Origin of the sequence: Blautia sp. SF-50, assembly GCF_900101315.1 — a bacterium.
GTDB lineage: Bacteria > Bacillota > Clostridia > Lachnospirales > Lachnospiraceae > Blautia_A > Blautia_A fusiformis.
Genome location: NZ_FMUW01000001.1, coordinates 229885 through 253726 on the forward strand (window position 1 = coordinate 229885; position 23842 = coordinate 253726).

At 45.3% G+C, this 23842-nt stretch carries 20 protein-coding genes; all 20 read right to left on the minus strand.

What is annotated here, in order from left to right:
* Positions 1 to 183: 183 nt before the first annotated feature.
* The 20 genes from BLP57_RS01055 to rplM all read right to left on the minus strand — a co-directional run bounded on the left by BLP57_RS01055 (position 184) and on the right by rplM (position 23673).
* A complete protein-coding gene (locus BLP57_RS01055) occupies positions 184 to 1419 on the minus strand; it encodes a zinc ribbon domain-containing protein (RefSeq protein WP_175442933.1) in 1236 nt (411 codons plus the stop codon).
* 151 nt (positions 1420 to 1570) lie between these two features.
* Complete coding sequence (locus BLP57_RS01060) at positions 1571 to 2680, minus strand: tyrosine-type recombinase/integrase (RefSeq protein WP_092068651.1); 1110 nt, start codon at positions 2678 to 2680, stop codon at positions 1571 to 1573.
* Between the two features lie 348 nt (positions 2681 to 3028).
* Positions 3029 to 4045: a UDP-glucose 4-epimerase GalE gene (gene galE / locus BLP57_RS01065; protein ID WP_015527335.1), complete on the minus strand. Its 1017-nt coding sequence runs from the start codon at positions 4043 to 4045 to the stop codon at positions 3029 to 3031.
* Between the two features lie 92 nt (positions 4046 to 4137).
* Positions 4138 to 5061, minus strand: a complete 924-nt coding sequence (locus BLP57_RS01070; protein ID WP_021652265.1) for a sugar phosphate nucleotidyltransferase — start codon at positions 5059 to 5061, stop codon at positions 4138 to 4140.
* 143 nt (positions 5062 to 5204) lie between these two features.
* On the minus strand, positions 5205 to 6560 hold the full coding sequence (locus tag BLP57_RS01075; protein ID WP_092068654.1) for a sensor histidine kinase: 1356 nt from the start codon (positions 6558 to 6560) through the stop codon (positions 5205 to 5207).
* Complete coding sequence (locus tag BLP57_RS01080) at positions 6557 to 7231, minus strand: winged helix-turn-helix domain-containing protein (RefSeq protein WP_022427063.1); 675 nt, start codon at positions 7229 to 7231, stop codon at positions 6557 to 6559. The genes BLP57_RS01075 and BLP57_RS01080 overlap by 4 nt, the downstream gene beginning before the upstream one ends.
* Before the next feature lie 158 nt (positions 7232 to 7389).
* Positions 7390 to 9210, minus strand: coding sequence for a Na/Pi cotransporter family protein (locus BLP57_RS01085; protein ID WP_092068656.1), 1821 nt, complete (start codon positions 9208 to 9210; stop codon positions 7390 to 7392).
* Between the two features lie 286 nt (positions 9211 to 9496).
* Positions 9497 to 9997, minus strand: coding sequence for a transcription elongation factor GreA (greA, locus tag BLP57_RS01090; protein WP_015527340.1), 501 nt, complete (start codon positions 9995 to 9997; stop codon positions 9497 to 9499).
* Positions 9994 to 10137, minus strand: coding sequence for a hypothetical protein (locus tag BLP57_RS17735; protein WP_158526432.1), 144 nt, complete (start codon positions 10135 to 10137; stop codon positions 9994 to 9996). The genes greA and BLP57_RS17735 overlap by 4 nt, the downstream gene beginning before the upstream one ends.
* The gene (locus BLP57_RS01095; protein WP_022427065.1) at positions 10134 to 10667 is read right to left on the minus strand and encodes a CarD family transcriptional regulator; all 534 of its coding nucleotides are present in this window, start codon (positions 10665 to 10667) and stop codon (positions 10134 to 10136) included. Before BLP57_RS01095 ends, BLP57_RS17735 begins: the two co-directional genes overlap by 4 nt.
* Before the next feature lie 216 nt (positions 10668 to 10883).
* Entirely contained in the window at positions 10884 to 13898 is a 3015-nt protein-coding gene (locus BLP57_RS01100; protein WP_092068660.1) for a translation factor GTPase family protein, read from the minus strand.
* A gap of 84 nt (positions 13899 to 13982) precedes the next feature.
* Positions 13983 to 14852, minus strand: coding sequence for a patatin-like phospholipase family protein (locus tag BLP57_RS01105; protein WP_092068663.1), 870 nt, complete (start codon positions 14850 to 14852; stop codon positions 13983 to 13985).
* Between the two features lie 121 nt (positions 14853 to 14973).
* Complete coding sequence (locus BLP57_RS01110; protein WP_021652255.1) at positions 14974 to 16530, minus strand: ABC-F family ATP-binding cassette domain-containing protein; 1557 nt, start codon at positions 16528 to 16530, stop codon at positions 14974 to 14976.
* Positions 16531 to 16752: 222 nt separating this feature from the next.
* Complete coding sequence (bsh, locus tag BLP57_RS01115) at positions 16753 to 17742, minus strand: choloylglycine hydrolase (protein WP_092068667.1); 990 nt, start codon at positions 17740 to 17742, stop codon at positions 16753 to 16755.
* Positions 17743 to 17759: 17 nt separating this feature from the next.
* Entirely contained in the window at positions 17760 to 19316 is a 1557-nt protein-coding gene (cls, locus tag BLP57_RS01120; protein WP_092068670.1) for a cardiolipin synthase, read from the minus strand.
* 662 nt (positions 19317 to 19978) lie between these two features.
* Positions 19979 to 20386 (minus strand): hypothetical protein, encoded by a 408-nt coding sequence (locus BLP57_RS17740; protein ID WP_173739341.1) that lies wholly within the window; start codon positions 20384 to 20386, stop codon positions 19979 to 19981.
* Positions 20387 to 20438: 52 nt separating this feature from the next.
* Positions 20439 to 21095 (minus strand): vWA domain-containing protein, encoded by a 657-nt coding sequence (locus tag BLP57_RS01130; protein ID WP_092068676.1) that lies wholly within the window; start codon positions 21093 to 21095, stop codon positions 20439 to 20441.
* Positions 21096 to 21204: 109 nt separating this feature from the next.
* Entirely contained in the window at positions 21205 to 22221 is a 1017-nt protein-coding gene (locus tag BLP57_RS01135) for an O-acetyl-ADP-ribose deacetylase (RefSeq protein WP_092068680.1), read from the minus strand.
* 614 nt (positions 22222 to 22835) lie between these two features.
* Positions 22836 to 23228, minus strand: coding sequence for a 30S ribosomal protein S9 (gene rpsI, locus BLP57_RS01140; RefSeq protein WP_059086106.1), 393 nt, complete (start codon positions 23226 to 23228; stop codon positions 22836 to 22838).
* Between the two features lie 16 nt (positions 23229 to 23244).
* Positions 23245 to 23673, minus strand: coding sequence for a 50S ribosomal protein L13 (rplM, locus tag BLP57_RS01145; RefSeq protein ID WP_021650595.1), 429 nt, complete (start codon positions 23671 to 23673; stop codon positions 23245 to 23247).
* Positions 23674 to 23842 lie beyond the last annotated feature (169 nt).

Sequence of the window (23842 nt, forward strand, 5' to 3'; positions counted from 1 at the left end):
ACAGGCGGTATTCAACCCGACGGTGTTTATCACTGATATACACCGTGTTTTGCTTTCGCTTTCTTTTTGTCAGCACGGCAAAGCCGATGCACTGACCTTATGACATCTGTTTTCTGACATGCCATAAGGTCAATCCACCTGCTCGCTTTTCATACTGATATTCTGTTTCCTTTGTTCTTCCCTTCATGCTCTGCGTCCAAACTGTGTCAGGCACTTTTCCCCGAGATTTCTCACAGCATTCAAATATCGGTTCATCTGATGTCCATTGGCGCAGCAGCATAGTTCTGTTCTGGTGTCAGTCCGAATGATTTCTGCACCGCATCTGGCACAGTTTGTGCTGATTCCGGTGGCGTGGACTTCGATAACGATGATTCCGTTTTTCCATGCTTTGTAGTCCAGGTACTGGCGGATCCTGGTGCTTAAGTGGAGCGGGCCCCAGTTTCCTGAGCCTTTCATGACGTTTTTGGAATATTCCTGGTTATAACGTGGAAGTACGATCACAGAAACGTCCTGCTCTACGGCAAAACATAAGATCTGGCTTGTGACCTGGTGTCCATAGTGTTCAGAAAGATGTTTCAGATGCATCCAGTATTTCTGATCAACTCTGCCTGTCTGTCTGCCTCCGGTTGCTTCCTGGGACTTCTGGATCTTTTCCAGAAGCTTTCTGCAATGATGGCTGTATTCATTTCCGCCTTTCCAGAACTTCACTGCGATCTCCTGACCGGTTCCGTCCAGAACAGCGCCTGCAGCAAAGGCATCACTGTTTGTAAACTGAATACAGAGTATCCTGCATCCTGCCTGCATCCTCTGACGTACGGTTGCTGTATTTTCATTGTTCTGACGTACTGGAACATGCAGCATGTCATATTTGTATTCAAAAACTACGGATGGTGACATGAGTCTGACGTTTTCCGGAAAGTCTCTGCCTGACAGCCGGCAATGCATCCAGGTCCATGTGTCTCCTGTCCAGACACGCAACGTGATCTCTTTAGCGGAAAAATCCTGATACATTCCTTTGTAATAAGTAACTGCTGCATTTAGTTTCTCGGCTCTGCCAATCTTCTCATCCTGGGCAAAACGGCTGAGATAGCTTTTGGCTGAAGCAATTCCTTCATTGGCTGCTGCTCTTCGAAAATACAGCGGAACCTTTTGCCAGGGGAGGGGATCTGATGGTATGCGTCCGCCTCGTCCCGGAATGCTCATGATCTCCAGCTCGCGTAAAGTCTGCTGGCTTCCCATTTCCCAGAGATCCGTATGATCCAGAAGCAGTTTGTAATAAAATTCAGCGATCCGGTTATAAAATTCCTGTGTGGTCCGCAGCCATTCCGGATGTCTGCACCAGAGATGCAGTCGCCAGGTTGTGATGCTGTAGCCACTTTTTCCGGTGTTTTCTTTTTTTCCGGTTTCCGGTTCTTTCATTTTGGTTCTCCGTTTTTTGCAAAGAAAAATCATTATAATATAACTTATCTAAATTATTATTTTTGTCACTTATCATTTCCATAAGCGACAAACAGGCCGGAAACCCGTATAAATGCGGACTTCCGGCCTGCTTTGACCATAATTCTGACTGCTAATAGTTCAGCTTTTCCATGCACTTCTGTTTTTGTTTTATGCTGCTGTGCACATAAATATCCATGGTGATCTTGACGGACGAATGTCCCAGAATTTCAGAAAGTGTCTTGCTGTCAAATCCCATTTCCGTACAACGGGTGGCAAAAGCATGCCGGAGAGAATGAATGTTGATACTAGGGATTTTACATTGCTGAAGGAGCTTCTGGAATTTACGCTGTATATTTCTGGGCTCCATACATTTACGATTCGTACCCGTCAGCAGGTATGAATCAGGTTCAGCAGCAATCCGCTTCATTTTTTTCAATAAAAAATCAGGGATTGGAATATCCCTGATGGATGAGACTGATTTAGGAGGACCTATCATTAAAACGGTTTTGGGTTCTTCATCAGATTCACCAGAATAATCAAGATTTTTTATCCGTGAGATCGTTCGTCTTATATGAAGCAGCTTTTTATCAAAATCAATATCTTCCCACCGGATGCCGCTGAGCTCGCCAACGCGGATCCCTGTATAAATACATAGCAGGATGCCGATGGAAAATTCTGAGTCCTCAGCAGAGAGAACTGTGATCAGCTTTGTGAGATGTTCATGAGAAATAAGCTGAAAAGGACTGGTATTTATTTTGGGATACCGAAATTCCAGCTGTGAAAGATTCAGATACCCCTGTTTTTCACCATAGCGTAAAATACTGTGGAACAAAATCAGAAGATTTTTGATGGTACGTGGCGAAAGCCCCTGCTGTTTCAGCTTTTCAGAGAAGGCATATACGGAAGCAGAAGAGATGTATTTCAACGGCATATCACCAAATTCCGGAAGGATATGTGTATCAAGAAGTGTTTCGTAGCAGGCATAGGTGCTGAGCTTTACAGCATAACGCATGGATAACATCCATTCTTCACTGAGGTTTCGAAATACATAACACTTTCCCGGAGAGTTTTGAAGATTATTCTGACATAAAACAGCAAGCTTTTTCTTTTTTACAGCCTCGTATGTACGACCATACAGATATCCGTACTGGATACGTCCATTCTGGTCACGACATTTTTCATAGCGTGCTTCCCATCGGCCATCTTTTCTTTTTCTGATATTTTCCCCTTTTCTAGGCATAATCGTAGTCTCCTTTTCGCATTATTATAGCAAAAGTCTGACCATTTTTGTGACCACTAATAAGCGAAAAAAAGGAAAATTTGTCGCATATAAAAAAAATCAACCGAAAAAACCTGCATTTTTGGTCGAAAGTGGTGCATTTTTCGTATCTTGACAGTGACAGTGTGCAATGATATCATTGATTAAGATTCAAAAACTATGCAATTTGAGAGAAAATCACCTGTCGCTTATGGAAATGATAAGCGACTTTTTTACCCTCAAAAAAGCAACACGGCAGACATCCCTCCGGGGCTGTCTGCCGTGTTTTATATCGCTTTTATGTTTTTATGTAATTAAGCTTTCTGTTCCTTAAGCCTCATATCCATTAGGGTTCTGGCTCTGCCATCTCCAGGAGTCTGCACACATCTCGCGGATTCCGTTCTCTGCCTTCCAGCCAAGCTCTTTCTCAGCTTTGGTTGCATCGGAGTAGCAGGTTGCGATGTCGCCTGGGCGGCGTGGTTTGATCACATATGGGATCTTGACGCCGGTAGCTGCCTCAAAGTTCTTAACGATATCAAGAACACTGTAGCCTTTTCCGGTTCCAAGGTTGTAGATGCTTAATCCGGAATTGTCTTCCAGCTTCTTAAGGGCTTTTACATGGCCCTTGGCAAGGTCTACTACGTGGATGTAGTCACGGACACCTGTTCCATCCGGTGTATCGTAATCGTTTCCGAATACGCCAAGCTCTTTCAGCTTGCCTACTGCTACCTGTGTGATATATGGCATCAGGTTGTTCGGGATACCATTTGGATTCTCACCGATGGTTCCGCTCTTATGAGCACCGATCGGGTTGAAGTAACGAAGAAGAACTACGTTCCACTCCGGGTCTGCCTTCTGGATGTCTGTAAGGATCTGCTCCAGCATGGATTTGGTCCAGCCATATGGGTTGGTACACTGTCCCTTCGGGCACTCCTCGGTGATCGGGATCATTGCCGGATCTCCGTATACGGTTGCTGAGGAAGAGAAAATAATATTTTTAACATTATGTTTTCTCATCACGTCTACAAGAGTAAGGGTTCCTGCGATATTGTTCTCATAATACTCCCACGGCTTGGCAACAGATTCACCAACTGCTTTCAGTCCTGCAAAATGAATACAGGAGTCGATCTCTTCTTTATCAAAAACTTCATTTAATGCTTCGCGGTCCAGGATATCTGCTTTATAGAATTTCACCGGTTTGCCTGTGATCTTGGATACTCTGTCCAGAGCCTTCTCACTGGAATTGCATAAATTGTCAACTACTACAACATCATATCCTGCGCTCTGCAGCTCGACAACGGTATGACTTCCAATGTATCCTGCTCCACCTGTTACTAAAATTGCCATAGTTTTTCTCCTCCTCTATTGGATCTAACTGTTCCTGTTTATTTTAGCACTGTTCCTTTGTTTCCACAATAGCAGAAAACCAGGTTTACTACTTAATCCCAGAGTCCCTGCGGATAAAGTCCCTGATCCTTCAGATTCTGGATCGCGGCTACCACTACCGGTTTGTCCTCTTTATAGGTCACTCCGTACCATTTATCCTGTGTGGTAAGGACCCTGACTGCTGCCTTTTTTTCCTGGAGGAGCTCGTCAACTACAAACGGAAGGAAATATTCGCATTTCAGAGGATTTTCCGGGATGCTCTTTTCAAGGAATACCGGGAAGCGTTTTACCAGCTCTTTCATAAATCCGCCGGTGAATCCCCACATGTTCATGGATACCGGAGTCTCTCCCGGGAGACTTGTCCAGGTTTTTCCATCGTCCTCTGTGTAGGCTGCTCCGCCGTCACGTTTCTCAATGTGTGTTCGCTCATTGATATCTGCAAGATATCCATTTTCATCTGTCTCACAGACACCTCTGGAAACGTAGCCGTTGTCTGTCAGGGTATTCTCAAGACGGTAGCCTACCATCATATACTGGGCAGGTACGGTGTCCTCCTGAGCCTGGATCAGGAAATCATACGCCATCTTAAAGGCATGGGTTCCATAATAATCATCTGCATTGATCACCACAAACGGTCCGTCGATCTCTCCGGCACAGCTTAATACCGCATGTCCGGTTCCCCATGGCTTCACACGGCCTTCCGGAACCTGGAAGCCTTCCGGGATGTTGTTGAGATCCTGATGCACATAAACGATCTCCACCTTGTCACTTAAGCGGTCGCCGATGGCATCGCGGAAATCCTGTTCATTCTCTTTTTTTATGATGAATATCACTTTCTTAAAGCCTGCACGTACGGCATCATAAATGGAAAAATCCATGATGATATGACCTTCCTGATCTACAGGATCGATCTGTTTCAGTCCGCCGTAGCGGCTTCCCATTCCTGCTGCCATTACTACCAGAACCGGCTCTTTCATAATTTTGTTCCTCCTGATTTTTAGAAATACAGGGATTTTTTCCCATACATAGTTTAAGCCGGTTAGATTCTCATCCGACCGGCCTTTGAACCTTTTTTTATTATACTACACTTCACCATGAAATCCTACTGATTATTTTCAGTTTATTTTCGGTCAGAAGTATTCTCCGGGAAAACGATCTCCATCCTGGTTCCAACTCCCTGTTCACTTTCCACGTTGATCTGTGCATGATGAAGCGTTGCTCCATGCTTCACAATGGAAAGCCCCAGACCTGTTCCGCCGGTCTGTCTGGAATGGCTTTTGTCTACCCGGTAAAAGCGCTCAAAGATCCTTCCCTGTTCACTTTTCGGGATTCCGATCCCGTCATCTGCCACACAGTAGAACGGATGCCCTTTCCGGTTGCCTACCATGATCCGCACATGACCATTCTGTTCTGTATAGCGGACTGCATTGTCTGCAATATTAAAAAGCATCTCATAGAGTACATGGCGGACACCCTTGATCTTCTCTGCACTTCCGGCAAGCTCAAGGAAAATATTTTTCTTTCCGGCAGGATGTCTGAGATTATTTCTTACGTCTTCCGCAAGCTCATAAAGATCCACCTCTTCAAAAGGAACCTCACTGTTGCTTTCATCCAGTCTGGAAAGCTGGATGATATCCGCTACCAGATTGGAAAGTCTTATTGATTCATGGTAGATCCTTCCGGAAAATTCCTGTATATGATCTGCCGGAACCATGCCGTTCATCATAAGCTCCGCATAACCGGAAATGGACATCAGCGGGGTCTTCAGCTCATGGGAAACATTTGCAGAAAATTCCTTCCGGATCTCCTCTGCCTCCTTCAGTTCTTTTACCTGCTGCCGGATCTGCCGGTTCTGTTCATCCACCCGCACAAGAAGGGGACGCAGCTCCTCATAGCACACATTGTTCAGCGGATGCTCCAGATCCAGATCGTTGACCGGACGGATCAGCTCTCTGGTCTGTCTCTGTGCAAAAACAAACTCCAGGATCAGTACCAGGAGCATCAGAAGTCCCAGCACCGCAAGACTTGAGATCCATGTGGAATATATAGAGTCTACGGTTTTTCCTACACGGAGCACGTTTCCGTCATCCAGCTTCACCGCATAATAAAAGGTCTTTTTTGCAAAGGTTTCTGAATAACGGATACTTTCGCTTTTTCCATTTTTTTCTGCCTGTATAAATTCCGGACGATCACTGTGATTTGCCAGTTTTTTCGGAGAGTTCTCAGAATCGTAGAGAACGGTTCCGTCTTTACGGATGAGAGTCACACGACTTGATGATACTGTCCGAAGCTTTTTTGTGAGAAAGGAGTCTCCATACTCATCCATGGCAAGGCAGATATACTGCGCTTCCTCACGGACTCCCCGCTGCATGTATGTGTTTAATTTATTGTAGGTGATCACACTTGCTGCCAGAAACGTGACAAGAACAGCAAAAATGATCATAATGCTTGTATGATGCAGAATTTTCTTTTTCATACATGATCTCCGATCCGGTATCCCACGCCACGCACTGTCTCGATCAAATTTCCGGCTTCTCCCAACTTTTGTCGGAGAGTCCGTACATGAACATCTACAGTCCTTGTTTCTCCGTCAAAATCATAGCCCCACACATGGCACAGGATCTGGTTTCTGGACATGACCAGTCCTTTGTTCTCCATAAGATATTCCAGAAGCTCGAATTCCTTTCTGGTCAGCTCCTTCACCTCACCCTGATAGCTGACTTCGTGACGGGACACATTGACACGAAGATCCTTACAGTACAGCTCTCTCTCTTCGCTCTGCCTTGCGCAGCGCCGAAGGACCGCTTTGACCCTGGCTACAAATTCCATCATCCCGAAGGGCTTGGTGATGTAATCATCTGCGCCGCCCTCCAGACCTTTTACCTTGTCAAACTCCGCTTCTTTGGCTGTGACCATGATCACCGGGATATCCCGGGTCCTGGTATCACTTTTCAGTCGTTTCAAAATATTATACCCATCTTCACCCGGGAGCATGATATCCAGCAGGATCAGTTCCGGCATATTTTTTTTCATGGCTGTGTCAAGTTCTGCCCCGGTTTCAAAACCTTCTGCCTCAAAGCCTGTTGTCTCCAGGGTATAGACAAGAAGCTCTCTGATATTTCTCTCATCTTCCACACAGTAGATCATTCTATATCCTCTCTGTTCGTTTTTTTGCCGTTGGCACTTCATAATCGTCTGGTCTTTTTTGTTCCATGCCTTCAGTATAACTGCTTTCTTTTTACTGCACAAGCCCTGGCCGTCTGCTGATACAGATAACCAGGGCATAGCATTATTTCGATATCTTTTTATTGGCTGCCTGCCGCTGCCATCTGGGCTGCCGCCGGCTCATCCTTTATTTCCGGAAGCTGATACTGATTCCGGATCACCTCCAGCGCACGGTAGAAGGTTTCGTCCGGCCCATGTTTGATCTGCTTCAGGTGCTGATGTGTATCAAAAGCATCTTCATGAACCTGTGTCACACAAACACCGATATTGGAACAGTGATCTGCCACACGCTCCAGGCTGGTAGTCACATCGGACAAGATGAATCCCATTTCAATAGTACATTCTCCGGCGCGAAGTCTCTGGATATGCCGGTACTTCAGTTCCTTGCTGAGTTCATCGATCACTTCCTCCAGTGGCTCGATCTCTCTCGCAAGCTGCACATCCTGATTTTCGTAAACCTTGTAAGCAATATCTACAATGTCTTCCACCGCATGCTCCATGACACGTAACTCTTCCAGCGCCTTATCCGAAAACTTCAGGCCTTTTTCATAAAGCTCCTGTGCGGATTCCATGATGTTCACACCGTGATCGGAAATCCTCTCGAAATCACCGATACAGTGGAGCATGATGGAAACGCTGTGACTGTCATGAACGGAAAGATCCTTCTGGTTCAGTTTTACAAGATCGGTTCCAAGTTCATCCTCATAACGGTCTACCTTTTTCTCTGCTTCTTCCACCAGAGCCTTTCCTTCTGTGCTGAAATTCTTCAGAAGGTCCAGGGCTGTAAACAGAGTTCTGTGAGAATCCTCTGCCATTTTTTTCGCTGCATTCCTGCTCTGCTCAACTGCAAATGCAGGTTTCTCCAGAAAACGGCTTTCCAGGATCATGAAATCCGGATCTGCTGCCACCTTCTCCTCCTCTTCCTTCCTGTCGCGGATAGTAAGACAGGCAAGCTTCTCCAGAGCCTTTCCAAACGGAAGAAGAACAAGAGTTGCCGTGATATTGAAGGCACTGTGCAGGATCGCGATCCCGGCCGGAGTCGCTGCCTGTGCCATAAATGAAAAATGTACTGCTGCATTTATCGCATAAAATACTGCCATGAACAGCATGGTTCCGATCAGATTGAAATACAGATGGACCATAGCCGCACGTTTTGCGTTTTTGCTGGCTCCGATGGCTGAAAGGATCGCAGTGATACAGGTACCGATATTCTGTCCCATGATAATAGGAAGTGCTGCACTGAACGGTACCATTCCGGTAAGGCACAGTGCCTGGAGGATACCAACCGATGCAGAGGACGACTGGATGATCGCTGTCAGCACTGCTCCGGCCACAACTCCAAGGATCGGATTGGAGAATTTCACCAGCATTCCGGTAAACTCCGGTACCTCTGCAAGAGGTTCCACAGCTCCGCTCATGGCATTCATTCCATACATCAGGATCGCAAAGCCTACAAAGATCGCTCCCACGTCCTTTTTCTTCTGGCTTTTTGTAAACATGATCAGAACCACGCCGATCAGTGCCAGTATCGGTGAAAATGACGTCGGCTTAAAAAGCCGGATAATAAAGTTATCACTCTGGATACCTGTAAGACTTAAGATCCATGAGGTTACGGTAGTACCGATATTGGCACCCATGATGATTCCCACAACCTGGGACAGCTTCATGATTCCCGAGTTTACAAAACCAACGACCATAACGGTAGTTGCCGAGGATGACTGGATCACTGCAGTCACACCCATTCCAAGAAGAACAGCTCTGATGGGATTGGAGGTAAGTGTCTCCAGGATCCGCTCAAGCTTTCCGCCTGCAACCTTCGCAAGCCCGTCTCCCATTAAGTTCATTCCATAAAGGAAAATAGCAAGGCCGCCAAGCAATGCCAGTACGCTGAAAAAGTCCATAATACTCTCCTTCACTTTCTCTTTTTGATATGTTTGATTTCCTTTTTTCTCATTTCAACGATTTTCATAATAGCGGCCTATTGTAAAATTTTCCCCACTGGAATGTAAAATCTGTGTAAAAAAAATAAAACAGAGGATCCTGTTAAGGGAAACCGATTTCCCGTCAGGATCTCTCTGTCCTATATATCGTACAGTTATTTTTATCCTTATGATGTGTTTTGTGCTGCGGATATTCTCATTCCGCTGAGCTGCATGCTCATGAGCAGAGCTGCCCTGCGATCTGTGATCAGAATCCGCGGATCTCCTCATCCTCAGATCCGGTCTTGTCGATGGATTTTATTACAAGGTAATAGCTGTAATCATCATTGACCTTTACTTCCACCCGGTCTCCTACACGATGACCGCGCAGTGCCTTGCCGATAGGCGATTCAATACTGATACGGTTTTCCATGGAATTTCCGCGGATGGAAGTAACCAGCTTGTACTTCTCCACCTCATTATCTTCTTCAAAAAGAACTTCCACGATATCGTCCATTCCCACTTCGTCAGATCTGGAAGCATCGGATACAATGGATGCAGTCTTCAGCATCCTCTCCAGATAACGGATGCGGCTCTCGTTCTGATTCTTATGCTTCTTGGCTGCATAATACTCAAAGTTCTCACTTAAGTCTCCCTGGGCACGTGCCTCCTTGACCGCCTCAATGGCTTCCTTACGTACTACCAGTTTACGGTGTTCGATCTCCTGCTCTATTTTTTCAACATCCTTGCGGGTAAGCTGTTCTCTCATTTCTCTGGCATCTCCTTTTCTTTATAACATTCAGACTGATCCTGAATCTGTTCTCCACTTCCTGTGAAGCTTCTGTCACAGATACAGGATTTCTGGAAGGTTACCGGAAATACCATAGCAGATACGCTCTGCTTTGTCAAACAGCGCATACCTGTTCTTCGGCTTCCTTCTGCTGGTGTACTCGCTGTTCAATATAATCTGCCATATGTTCTTTGGGGATATCCAGTAACATGGAAAATTCAGAATAGAGATGATCCTCTGCAAGCTTCAGATACCGCTCGTCTGTAGCGGTTGTTTTTTTGCCATGAGATAATCTGGCCTGTTTTCTGACGTAGATCGTCTTGATGATCCGAAGAAGATCTCTGCATTCACAGGTACGGATGCATTTCTTGTAGCTATCCTCCCGGAATTTCTCATTCTCAATACTCAGTGTCTCAATGGATGGGATCTCATCGATAAGCCTCTCCGCTTCTTCCCTCGTAATGATTCCGCGAAGCACCTGCTTTCCACCTTCCACCGGTGTAAATATCTTCCCATCTGTTTCTCCTCCGGGCCTCAGTACATAATAAAGCTTCTCGCCGGAGGAACCATCCACCCTCATTGTGGTAACTCCTGTTACCTGGCAGATGCCGGTACGACCATACACAACATATTCGCCTGTTTCAAACATTTTTCCACTTCCTTTCGTTTTTTTACTTTTCTTTTGTTATCCTGGCGCTTATTGTGCTCTAATGAAAGCTCCCTGCCAGGTTATATATCCAGACAAGGAGCTTCTCACTGAGGATTCTATCCTTATTTTACTACTTTTCCCATTTATTTGCAAAAGAATTCAAAAAGTTTTTTTATTTTTGTGAAATATGCCCACAATGAGGGCATATATTTTTTGTTATAATTCTTCTTTTTTCTTTCTTCCCAGACGGATGTCTTCCATATGAGATTTCAGTTCCGGTGTCATACTGTCAAAGAGATAGGTTTTGCTGTTGTCTCTGCGCTCCTGCCATTCTTCTCTCATCTGCTGTTTTGCGGAAGCGATCTCATCTTTGAATCCGCGCGCTGAGATCCTGGCGGCTCCCTGTCCCATAATGATGATCTGCTCCAGTCCGTCTGATGTGGCAACTGTCACGTTATGCTTCCGTCCAATTTTATGGACAGTGCGTTCAATATACTGGTCTGCAGTTTCCGCTTCTTTTGTATAGACAACATGAATGTTATGATACTGGAAGGTTTCCTCCGGATGGCCCTCCACACGGTAGGCATCAAATACCAGGATCAGGATGCAGCCCTTGATTCCCTGATAATCGCTTAATATATCCATTAACCTGGACTGTGCCGCATGAAAGTCTGCCTGTGCCAGATCTCTTAAATCCTCCCAGGCAAATATGATATTGCAGCCGTCCACCAGCAGATAGTCCTCTCTGTGGATGGCCGGACTGCTGTTTCTCCAGGCGCCGTGATCGGATTTTGCCGGAAGGCCAGAATCTGCTGCATCTTTGCCTCCCTTCCCGGAAAAGCTGCTTCCGCTTTCCGTATTTCCGAAGCTTCGGCTGTTACTGCTGTATTTTTTTGAGCTCACCGGACCAAAGGTTTTCTCAAAGATTGCCTTCAGTTCTTTTTCCTCTTCGTAGCTTCCATACATGGAGGTATATTTTCCACGGCCGGCATTGGCTGTTCTGTGATCCGGACTGTTTTTGGCTGTTCCCTGAACTGAACGCACTCCTGCAAAGCTGTTGTCGGAATCCTCATAGGCATCATTACTGTCCGAAAGCTGAGCTCCTTCCAGATGCATATATTCTTCTACCTCATACCAGGGAACCACGAAGCCTGCTCCATGGGCACAGAATACAGAGCCTGTAGGATTCTCAAGATCTCTCTCGGAATCATAGCCGATCTCCTCTGCGATCTGCTCCTGATCCTGACAGGGTTCATAGCCCTTCAGAGTACAGGTCAGATGACCTCTGCCTCTTGTGTAGGAAACTACCTGGCTCTGATAATCCCTCATTTTTGCCACCGGCGCACTTCCTGTGATCACCGACAGCTCTCCCTGGGTTTCCGGCCCCTGAAAGGTTCCCTGCATCCTCTGGATATCCGTCATGGCACGTCCTACATTTTCTGCCGGAACCTCAAGTCGGAAGCTGTAATAGGGTTCCAGAAGAACTGTCTCCGCTTTCTTGAGGCCCTGGCGCACAGCACGGTAGGTCGCCTGCCGGAAATCTCCACCTTCCGTATGCTTCTGATGTGCCCGCCCGGTGAGAAGTGTGATCTGCATATCGGTGATGGGTGATCCGGTAAGGACTCCCAGATGCTCTTTTTCCTCCAGATGTGTCAGGATCAGCCGCTGCCAGTTCCGATCCAGCTGATCTTCATTTGCCGCGGTAAAAAACTGCAGTCCGCTTCCTCTCTCTCCCGGTTCCAGAAGAAGATGCACCTCTGCATAATGACGAAGCGGTTCAAAATGTCCCACGCCTTCCACCGGTGCGGCAATGGTTTCTTTGTATACGATATTACCGGTTCCAAATTCTACTGCCACATGAAAGCGCTTCCAGATCAGATGCTTCAGGATCTCGATCTGTACCTCGCCCATCAGCATGGCGTGGATCTCTCCCAGCTGCTCATCCCACATGATATGAAGCTGCGGTTCTTCCTCCTCCAGCTCCTTCAGGCTTTTCAGCATCCTGTGAGCGTCACAGCCCTCCGGAAGGATGATCTGATAATTCAGTACCGGTTCCAGCACCGGCATGGCAGAATCCGCCTCAATGCCAAGTCCCTCTCCCGGATATGTTTCGGTAAGACCTGTAACTGCACAGACGGTTCCTGCCTCTGCCTCTTTGAGCATTTCAAATTTTGCACCGGAATAGATACGGATCTGATCTGCCTTTTCCTCCCAGATTTCATCTGCCGGAATACCATTTCTTCCTGCATTGGTCAGCGTCTCCTTAACCTTCAGGCTGCCGCCGGTGATCTTCATATAAGTGAGACGGTTTCCCTGCTCATCTCTGGCGATCTTAAAGATCCTGGCTCCGAATTCCGCGGGATAGGACGGTACTGCCATGTAGGTCTCCATTCCATGGATAAAAGCATCTACGCCTTCCATCTTCAAGGCAGATCCAAAAAAGCATGGAAAAAGCTTTCGTTCCAGGATCAGCTCTGCCACGTCCTTTTTTGTGATCGTTCCTGTTTCCAGGAAGCTTTCCAGAAGGTTCTCCTCACACATGGCGATATTTTCCAGAAAATCATCAGTTCCATTTATTTTATCAGAAGCGCCCTGCGTTTCGAATATATTCTCTTTTTCTGCTTCATTGGCGTTGTCTTTCAGCTGCATTCCTTCAGCTGACGGAGATTTCCCGGAGTTATCCACAGGATTCTCCTTTTTCCCTGCTGCTTCTGCACCGGAGCATTCCAGTTCTCCACTAAAATCCACACAGCATCCGCTTAATTTCTTCTTCAGCTCCTCAAGAAGTCTTTCCCTGTCTGTTCCTTCCTGATCCATTTTATTTACAAAAAGAAATGTTGGGATCTTATACTGTGTCAGCAGTCTCCACAATGTCTGTGTATGCCCTTGCACACCATCTGCTCCGTTGATCACCAGGATCGCATAATCCAGCACCTGCAGGGTACGCTCCATCTCAGCAGAAAAATCCACATGCCCCGGCGTATCCAGAAGTGTCACTTCCATATCCCCCATGGAAAAAACTGCCTGCTTTGAAAAAATGGTGATTCCTCTCTCCCTCTCAAGCTCATAGGTATCCAGATACGCATCCTTGTGATCGACTCTTCCGATTTTCCGGATCCTTCCGCATTTAAAAAGCAGGCCTTCCGATAATGTCGTCTTTCCTGCATCCACATGGGCAAGCACGCCCAGGCTTATATGTCTGTGTTTTATATTCTGAGGTTTTTCTCCCATTGAAAATACCCCTTTCTGTTGTAATGATATCCAATATCATAACATAGAAAGGGGTATAAGTCGAATTTTGTTTCGGTCTGTGATTCAGGAATCCAGGTAGGCTTTCAGCTTCTCCAGATCCTTTTTCATATCTGCTCTTCCTGTCTGGTAGATCCGCTCCAGATTGCTCTCATCACGCTCGATCATCGCCGCCTGGATGGGACTGCTCGGACGGATGATATGAACGCGACCCTCTTTTTCCAGAGCAGACAGTTCCTCCAGTGTTTCATTATAATGGATATGCCGTTCCTCCAGATCCTTCAGAAAAGCCGGATATTTATGTAATACTGCTTTCAGAAAAAGCTGCATCTTCGGGTTCGCTTTTTTTCGGTACTTCACATCTCTGGTAAGCACCACTACGTTTTTTTCGTATCCCCTGGAAAGCATCCACTTAACCGGGATCGGATCAGACACACCACCGTCCAGAAGTCTCTTTCCCCCAAGCTTCACCGGTCGGGAGGCTATCGGGATCGATGCAGATGCGCGCATCCATTCAATATCCTCCACATCTCCGTTGGGACATTCATGATACACCGGTTTTCCTGTATCCAGGTCCGTACACACCACTGTAAATTTCATGGGATTTTCTGCGTAGGTCTGACGGTCAAAAATATCCAGTTTCCAGGGCAGTTCATAATATCCGAATTCCCGGCTGTATACATCTCCTGTGGTGATCCAGTTCCGGATGCTTGCAAGTCTTTTATCCTTGCAGTACTTTTTGTTATAGCGAAGAACTCTTCCGATCTGCCTGGACTTATAATTGCATCCAAAAACAGCTCCAGCCGATACGCCCACCGCACTGTCTGCGTAAATCTCATTTTCCATCAGAACATCGATCACACCGGCTGTATACAAGCCCCGCATACCGCCGCCCTCCATAACGATACTGAATTTTTTCAATTGTGTTTCTTTCATTTATTTGTCCTCTGTATTCTGTCTGGCAGACTCTGCTGCCCTTATGCTGTCATCTTTATGTCCCATTTATTGTACTTTTCGAATTATATCGGTCTTTTCTGCCATATATCTATATCCATTATCAGAATATCTTGGTTGTCCACTTGCTCATATCCCAGACTTCATTTACCACATCCTGGTAAAATTCCGGTTCATGGCAGATGAGAAGGATACTTCCGCGGTATTCCCGGAGAGCTTTTTTCAGCTCGTCTTTTGCATCTACATCCAGATGATTGGTAGGCTCGTCCAGAAGAAGAATATTGGTGTCACGGTTCACCAGCTTGCAAAGACGCACTTTTGCCTGCTCACCACCGCTTAAAACTCGTACCTGGCTCTCAATATGCTTGGTCGTCAGGCCGCATTTTGCCAGCGCGGAACGCACTTCATACTGGGAAAATGACGGGAATTCCTGCCAGAGCTCTTCGATACAGGTAGTTCGATTCTCACCTTTAACTTCCTGCTCAAAATATCCGATCTCAAGGTTCTCGCCCTGCTCCACGCTTCCAGAAAGAGGCTTGATCAGTCCAAGAAGGCTTCGAAGAAGTGTTGTTTTTCCTATTCCATTGGTTCCCACCAGTGCGATCTTCTGTCCTCGCTCCATAGTAAAATTCAGCGGCTTGGAAAGCGGCTCATCATAACCGATCACAAGATCATGGGTCTCAAAAAGCATCTTTCCTGGTGTTCGGCCATAACGGAATTTGAACTCCGGCTTCGGCTTCTCTGCTGCCAACTCGATCACATCCATCTTGTCCAGCTTTTTCTGGCGGGACATAGCCATGTTTCTTGTGGAAACACGTGCCTTATTCCTTGCTACGAAATCCTTCAGCTCACTGATCTCCTGCTGCTGTTTGCGGTAAGCAGCCTCCAGCTGCGCCTTCTTAACCGCATAGACCTCCTGAAAATGATCGTAATCTCCTACATAACGGTTCAGTTCCTGATTTTCCATATGATAGATAATGTTAACTACAGAATTCAGGAAGGGAATATCGTGGGAAATAAGGATAAAGGCATTCTCATAATCCAGAAGATATCTTTTCAGCCATGCAATATGCTCCTCATCCAGATAGTTGGTAGGCTCATCCAGAAGCAGGATGTCAGGCTTCTCAAGAAGAAGCTTCGCAAGAAGTACCTTGGTTCGCTGTCCGCCGCTTAGATCCGTAACATCACGGTCAAGCCCAAGATCCAGAAGGCCCAGAGCTCTGGCAACCTCCTCCACTTTGGCATCGATCGCATAAAAATCGTGAAGTGTCAGTTCGTCCTGGATCGTTCCAAGCTCTTCCATCAGACCATCCATCTCGTCAGGATCTGCAGTTCCCAGCTTGTCGCAGATCTCGTTCATCCGTTCTTCTTTTTTGAGAAGAGGATCAAAAGCGGATTTCAGCACCTGGCCGATGGTCATCCCCTTTTCCAGAACTGCATGCTGATCCAGATAACCTGCGTGGACATTTTTTGCCCACTCTACCTTGCCCTCATCCGGCATCAGTTTTCCGGTCACAATACTCATAAATGTGGACTTTCCTTCGCCATTAGCGCCTACAAGTCCGATGTGTTCTCCCTTAAGAAGCCGGAAAGATACATCTTCGAAAATCGCTCTGTCTCCAAACCCGTGGGTCAGGTGTTCTACATTTAAAATACTCATTTGTTATATTCCTTTATCATTGTGGTTTTTCTGTTTTCCCGGAAGGGATTTTTAATAATGCTATAGTATTATACTTGATATTTTTCTCTGCTGTAAAGTCAAATCTCTGTATACACTACGATCGGCTGACTGGCAGCTTTTTTGTATTACCGGTTAAGCTGCTGAATACTATTGAATAATTTTCCATCTTCCTACCCATTATCTTCTGTAAAAATCTTGTTCTTATTTATTATGCCATCGGATCTCACCGTTTAATATGATCGGATAACGGATCAGCTTGTCTGAATCAAGGTTTTCCGCATACATATCTACTGCGGTTATCTGGTGATTATCATATGTGGTATAATAATAGATTCCCTTTGTCGTGTTGCAGCATGAAGTATAGATCGTGATCTCATATGCGCCCTCTGATACCTCACAGCATCCCCGCTGCTGATCAACAGAGCCTAAAATATGGAAAAACTGGCTGACACTTTCGTTTTCCCCATCTCCGGATATTGCGTTTAATTTTGTAAATGCAACCTTTACAAATCTTGACTGGCTTGAAAGATCTCCCGGAATTCCCATTCCGCCCATTCCTCTGCTGTATGGATCCAGCTCCAGCACTCCTGCAAATGTACTTTCCGGCTGCTTTCTGGATACACCCGCATAATTGTTAAGTGCAAACATCTGACCGGGGAATGGAGGATTATTTGTAAGTACGCCAACAGGATCGTCATAGATGTGCATTCCGTCTTTCATGGATTCTACAACGATGCATTCCTCCTTGTCTGCGATCATCCAGTGAAGCTGTGCCGTTGGAAGCTGTTCACTGAAGGGTGTTCCCATAAGCTCCATATTGGAAAGCATCCTCCTTGCTTCAGCCACCGAAGCACACTGGGTAAGGATCCATGGAATAAATTCATATTGCGCCACCTGGACAAGATCCTTATCTGTCTCTGCCACTTCCTCTGCATATGCCGCATTCCCCACAAAGTTAAGTCCTGCCATACCCAGTCCCTTTTCATTAGCCGCATCATAATAAAGCGGATAATCTCCTGCTACAAACGCCATTCCTATGAGAGCATAATGTGTTTTTACTTTTCCTGCATATCGGAAATCGAACTCATAATTTCTTGGGGTTATGGTCACCTCTTCCCCATAGGAAAACTCATAGTCAAGAGTTCTTCCCATATAAAAATCCTTTGTCTGATACGTTGCTGCTGTACACATAGATTTACACCTCTTCCTTACAATAATCCTGCAAACAATCTCATGAAAAGCTGTCCCAGACGAAGATATGCACTGCGTCCTGTCCGGTATTGTTCTGTTACTTCCCGACATTCCTTCATTGTTTTTTCCAAGTCATTTCTTATGGATAACACAGCCGGACTGTCTGCCATAAAGCATCCGTTTTCAAAATGATGATAAAGGCTTCTGTAATCCAGATTTATGGTTCCGCAGGTTGCCATACAGTCATCTGCCACGCTCATCTTGGCGTGACAGAAGCCAGGTGTCCACTCATAGATCCGCACTCCATTTTTAACCAGTCCATGATAAAAGGAACGTGTAACACTGTAAATCATTTTTTTATCCGGGATTCCCGGTGTAATGATCCTGACATCAATCCCCCGCTTTGCAGCAAGACACAGCGCATGTGTCATTTCATCCGTAATGATTAGATATGGCGTTATAAACCAGCAGTATTTTTCAGCTTTGTTGACCATGCTGATATAAACTTCCTCTCCTACCTGTTCATCATCCATTGGACTATCTGCATAAGGCTGTACAAATCCGTTCTGAGCTGCCTTATATTCTGATCTTATAAAATATTTGCTGAAATCCTCATTATTATTCCTGTCATTGGCTGCATTCCACATTTCAAGGAATGTTGCTGTCAGCGACTGAACTGCATCGCCTTCAAGACGGATCCCGGTATCCTTCCATTGTCCGTAAGGATTGGTGTAATTAAAATATTCATTTGCCAGATTATAGCCGCCTGTGAAAGCTACTTTTCCATCGATCACGGTTATTTTTCGATGATCACGGTTGTTCAGAAATACATTCAGTCCCGGCATAAACGGATTAAATACCCGGCAGTGGATTCCGATCTGCTCCATCTTTTTTACAAAATCCGTATTAATAAAGCCAATAGAGCCCATATCATCATAAAATACTCGCACTTCCACGCCTGCCTGTACACGCTCCTCCAGCACTTTCTGGATCTTTTTCCAGGCCTCTGCATCTTCTATCGCATGGTATTCCATAAAAATAAACTTTTCAGCCTTTGACAGTACCGATAATTGTGCTTCTAATCCCTTTACCGCCTCATCATAATAAACAATATCCGTATTCTGGTATACGGGATAACCTGCATTTTTCCAAATATACTCACTGATATTTCCTGCTTTGGGGATTTTATTTTTGATATTTTCCAGTTTTTCCCGATTGTCCGGCAGAAGCGGCAGAAGCTTTCTGTCGATATCCGCATATCGTTCTCGCATTTTATGGGTTCCGCCATTTAATCCGATCAGCAGATACAGCGCTACACCCATGATCGGAAACACAAGTATCAGAATGATCCACGGCATTTTCATGGAAGAGGTCTGATCGGATGCATATAGTGCCAGAACCAGAATTCCTGCAAAGACTCTAGTCAGCAGATTAACGATCTCCGCATATTCATTCAGCCTTGTGATCACGATAATGATAAAAGCTGCTTCCAATAAAATACAAAGCACCGAAAAGCATAATCGAATGACACCGTTTTTCGTTTTTGCTCTGCCCTCCAGTGTATCCTGTCTCATAAAACCGCCCCTTTCTGCATTGAATGAGAATTTTCTGTTGTGCGTAAGCCTAACTGAATATTCCTGTTGCGTAATAAAATCAACAATTATCGTCTATACTGCAAACAGCGGAGCTCTGACCTGATGATTCCTTGTCCACTGTAATAAAAAATGAAATAAGAAGAAAGCCCTGGAAGCTGCAACTTCGAGGGCTTTTGCTTTTTTGTCCGCATGGACTTATAATCTCTTTGCCTGCGAGCATTATATCATACGCGATTTTTCTTCGCAATATACTCTGTATACTTTTTAAGGTGTTTCTGCTTTTACTGAACTCTTTGCTTCTATCATTGCAATAACTTTCTCCGCTGGATATAACAAAAAAGACCTTCTGCAACCTCAACGGAGAAATTTCCATGATAGAACAGCTCATTGCCGAAGCAACAGAATGTGATTTCAAAGTTGCTCTCGAAACGAATAAGCCAAAAACTGGTTAAAAAACACCCCTTTGATTTTCCAACGAGGCTTGTGACTATTGCAAGTCAACAAAATGCTTGTTTCTACACCCCTTGACCTTTCTTTCTTATTTATAATGAGAAAGAAAGAAAAAGAAAGGAAAGGCAACCTTTTCAAATCTGGATCGAACTGACAGAAGAGATTATCCAGAGGATGCAATCAGAGAATCTTTACTGAACAGCATTGTTCACCGTGATTACTCTTTCAGCGGAAGCAATCTGGTCAATATCTATGAGGATAAGGAATGTTACCGCTCCTTGAATCGTTCCTACATCATCAAGCAAAAGCGGGATAATCATTGTCATAAAGAAATTCAAACTTGCGTCCTCTTTTTCTACGAAGGAAGAAAGCTGATACCCTTGTTTCTTATCAGTCCATCTAAAGGCTGTAAAAGAAATAAAAGATATGATTGCTGCTAAAATCCATGTAGCACATAACAAAAACACAACAATCAGCACATTATTAAGGCGAACAAATTCTCCCCAATATGACTGATTTTCAGCAAGTTCGCTGACGGGGGTAAATTTGAAATTGCGTACAATAGTCAAAAAAGCCAATGGACTCAATGATTGCAGCATTAGCTTATGTTTCAAGCTTATCATTAGAAAAAAAACATATTCATCATTACGTCTAAATCCGCTTCGCGCAACGCCCTTTGTAGTCCTCGTCTATACGCTTTTTCCAATCTGCGCTCAGCGGAGCACTGCACCGGACAGAGCTGATTGCTTCGCTGACCACTTCATAATTCAACGCGGTTCCTTCACTGTCGCACTGATAGTTGACTGCACGATCTGCACCGATTCCGAACTGGCTTGCAGTCTCTACTGCGTCAATATTGGCACCAAGGAACAAAAACTCCCAACCGTATTTCGCTTTCTGCCGCACGATCATCTGCTTCACTTTTTCGCTGTTGTACCGGCGGCTGGCATTTTCCATTCCGTCCGTAGTGATTACGAACATGGTATGTTCCGGCACGTCCTCCGGCCTTGCGTACTTATGAACATTTCCAATGTGATGAATCGCACCGCCGATGGCATCTAAGAGTGCTGTGCATCCGCGAACCGTGTAGTCACGGTCAGTCATCGGTCGGATATCCTTTACATTTACACGGTCGTGCAGGACTTCGCTCACATTGTCAAACAGCACCGTTGAGATCAGTGCTTCGCCCTCTGCTTTTTTCTGCTGCTCAATCATGGAATTGAATCCGCCGATGGTATCCCGTTCCAATCCGCTCATGGAACCGCTGCGGTCTAAGATAAAAACGATCTCTGTTAAATTTTTTCTCATATGCTTGTCCTCCCAAAAGATTATGGCTGCTCAGTTTCGTACCTTACAGCCATAATATAGCGATTTTCTTTTGTGAAGTGGTCGCATAGAAAACGACATTTCTTTGTCCTTATGCCCCGATCAGGCTCTGGTCAAAAGCAAACAATGCCTCGTTGATTTCATACACATTGTAGTTTCCCCGTTCGACAAAATATTCTACAATGATATCGAATTTGCTCGAATGGGAAAGAGTAAATCCTGCCTTGCCGAGCATCTCCTGCATCTGGGCAAGCGGCAACTCCAAAGCGAGAGCAAATGCCAGCACTGTTGGTTTGGATGGCTTATAGAATTTATCAGAGCGAATTTTGGAAAAGAGTTTCCGGTCAATGTTTGCCTTCTTGTAACACTGGGCATCCGTCATGCCGCTTTCGTCAATCTTCCGCAGCAGCATTTCCGAAAAGCTCTCATCAATCTGCCCCAGTGCCTCCTCCAGAGATTGACTGCTGCAAGATTTACAGATTGCTTCGGACGGCAGCGGGGCAGATGCAGCTTCAAAGCAGGATTCCTCTGACAGCGCTTCAAGCCGCCGTCTCTGTTCTACTCGACTGTCGGTATGTTCATCCACATACCAGTCATCTATGTACGCCGCGATATCAGCAAACAGTTTTCCGCTAATCTGATATGCCTTCTTATCAAAGATAACGATGTAGACCATCATCTCATTTTCCAGCAAGAATGCACTGATGGTATCGACTGCAACCTTCAGAGCCTGGTCTTTTGGATAGCCGTAGATGCCGGAGGAAATCAGCGGAAAGGCCACCGACTGACAGCCATTTTCTTTTGCCAGGTTCAAAGATGTCCGATAACAGGATTCCAGAAGCTGTTGTTCCTGATGCTTGCCATCTCGCCAGCGCGGGCCGACTGCATGAATCACATATTTGCAGGGCAGGCGATATCCCTTTGTGATTTTTGCGCTGCCAGTCTCGCAGCCATGCAGCGTACTGCATTCTGCAAGCAGTTCCGGTCCGGCGGCACGATGAATGCAGCCGTCCACACCACCGCCGCCCAAAAGAGAAGTGTTGGCAGCATTGACGATTGCGTCAACGCGCATTTTTGTAATATCGTTTCTGATAATCTGTAACGGCATGAAGCATACCTCCCATTCGTCCGATCAGAGTCCTTGTCTGATCAAATATCTATTAAAGTGTCTCATACATTGCTTTCAATTTTTTCGGCGCTACACCGTTCCTGCAAATACACTGCCATAAAGGGCAAATATATTTGCTTCCCGTCCGTATTGTTCTATGCTATAATACTATTGTTGTCCAACCGAAACCCGGCAACGGGAGGAGGTGAACGTTATAGACACTTTAATTACCTTTATCATCACTGTTGCGGCAGGTGTTACTTGCCATCTCATCTGCAAATGGTTAGACAGACATGATAGGGACAACAAATAGCCTAGTGGTTTCTTATCCACTATAATAAAATAAGAAGAAAGCCCAAGAAGCTGCAACTTCAAGGGCTTTCACTCTTTTTGTTATAAACACTTTAATACCTTTTGCCTACTGGCATTATATCATACGCAATTTTTCTTTGCAATATACTTAATATATTTTTTAAGGTGTTTTGTGCGCTACGTGTGTTCTACACTTCAAAATCGCCCACTTTTTTAGAAAATCCAAGAACTTTCAGGCATAAAAAAACCCCGGAAAATCAAAAATTTCCGAGGTTTTGATAAATTTCCGTATTCGATTGGAATTATCGCTTGCTGAACTGCGGAGCGCGACGAGCTGCTTTGAGACCGTATTTCTTACGCTCTTTCATACGTGGATCACGTGTAAGGAATCCAGCAGCTTTAAGAGCTGGTCTGTAGTCTTTGTCTGCCTCAAGGAGTGCTCTGGAAAGACCATGACGGATTGCTCCAGCCTGTCCTGTGTATCCACCGCCGTGAACATTAACGATCACGTCGAATTTACCCTCTGTCTCTGTTAAAGCCAGTGGCTGACGAACGATAACCTTCAGAGTCTCAAGTCCGAAGTACTCATCGATGTCTCTTTTATTGATAGTGATTTTACCTGTTCCAGGTACCAGGTAAACTCTTGCGATTGATTTCTTTCTTCTTCCTGTTCCGTAGAATTTTGCGCTAGCCAATGTTTTCTACCTCCTATTAAAATGTTAAAACTTCAGGCTTCTGAGCCTCATGTTTGTGCTCTGGTCCTGCATATACGAAAAGTTTCTTGTTCATAGCTCTTCCAAGAGGTCCTTTCGGAAGCATTCCCTTAACTGCGAGCTCGATAACCTTCTCAGGTTTCTTTGCTAACATTTCTTTTAATGTGGTTTCTTTCATTCCACCAACATAGTCGGAGTGGTTATAATAAATCTTCTGCTCAAGCTTCTTGCCTGTAACTTTGATCTTATCAGCGTTTACAACGATTACATAATCTCCTGTGTCAACGTGCGGTGTAAACTGAGGTTTGTTCTTTCCTCTTAAAACACTTGCAACACCGGATGCCAGACGTCCCAGAGTGCAACCCTCTGCGTCAACTACATACCATTTTCTTTCGATTTTATCCGGATTAGCCATATAAGTCTGCATGGTCCTACCTCCTGTTATTTATCAACGATAATGTTTCTCAAACCGCGGTACTTCCGCGAAAAAAAGTAAATGGAAACGCGGGTGCAAAATAAATCGCGGAAATGTCCGAAACCGCTGATAAAATGCCGTCGCCGGGGCTATTGGCTCAAGCATCTTCGCACTACGTCAC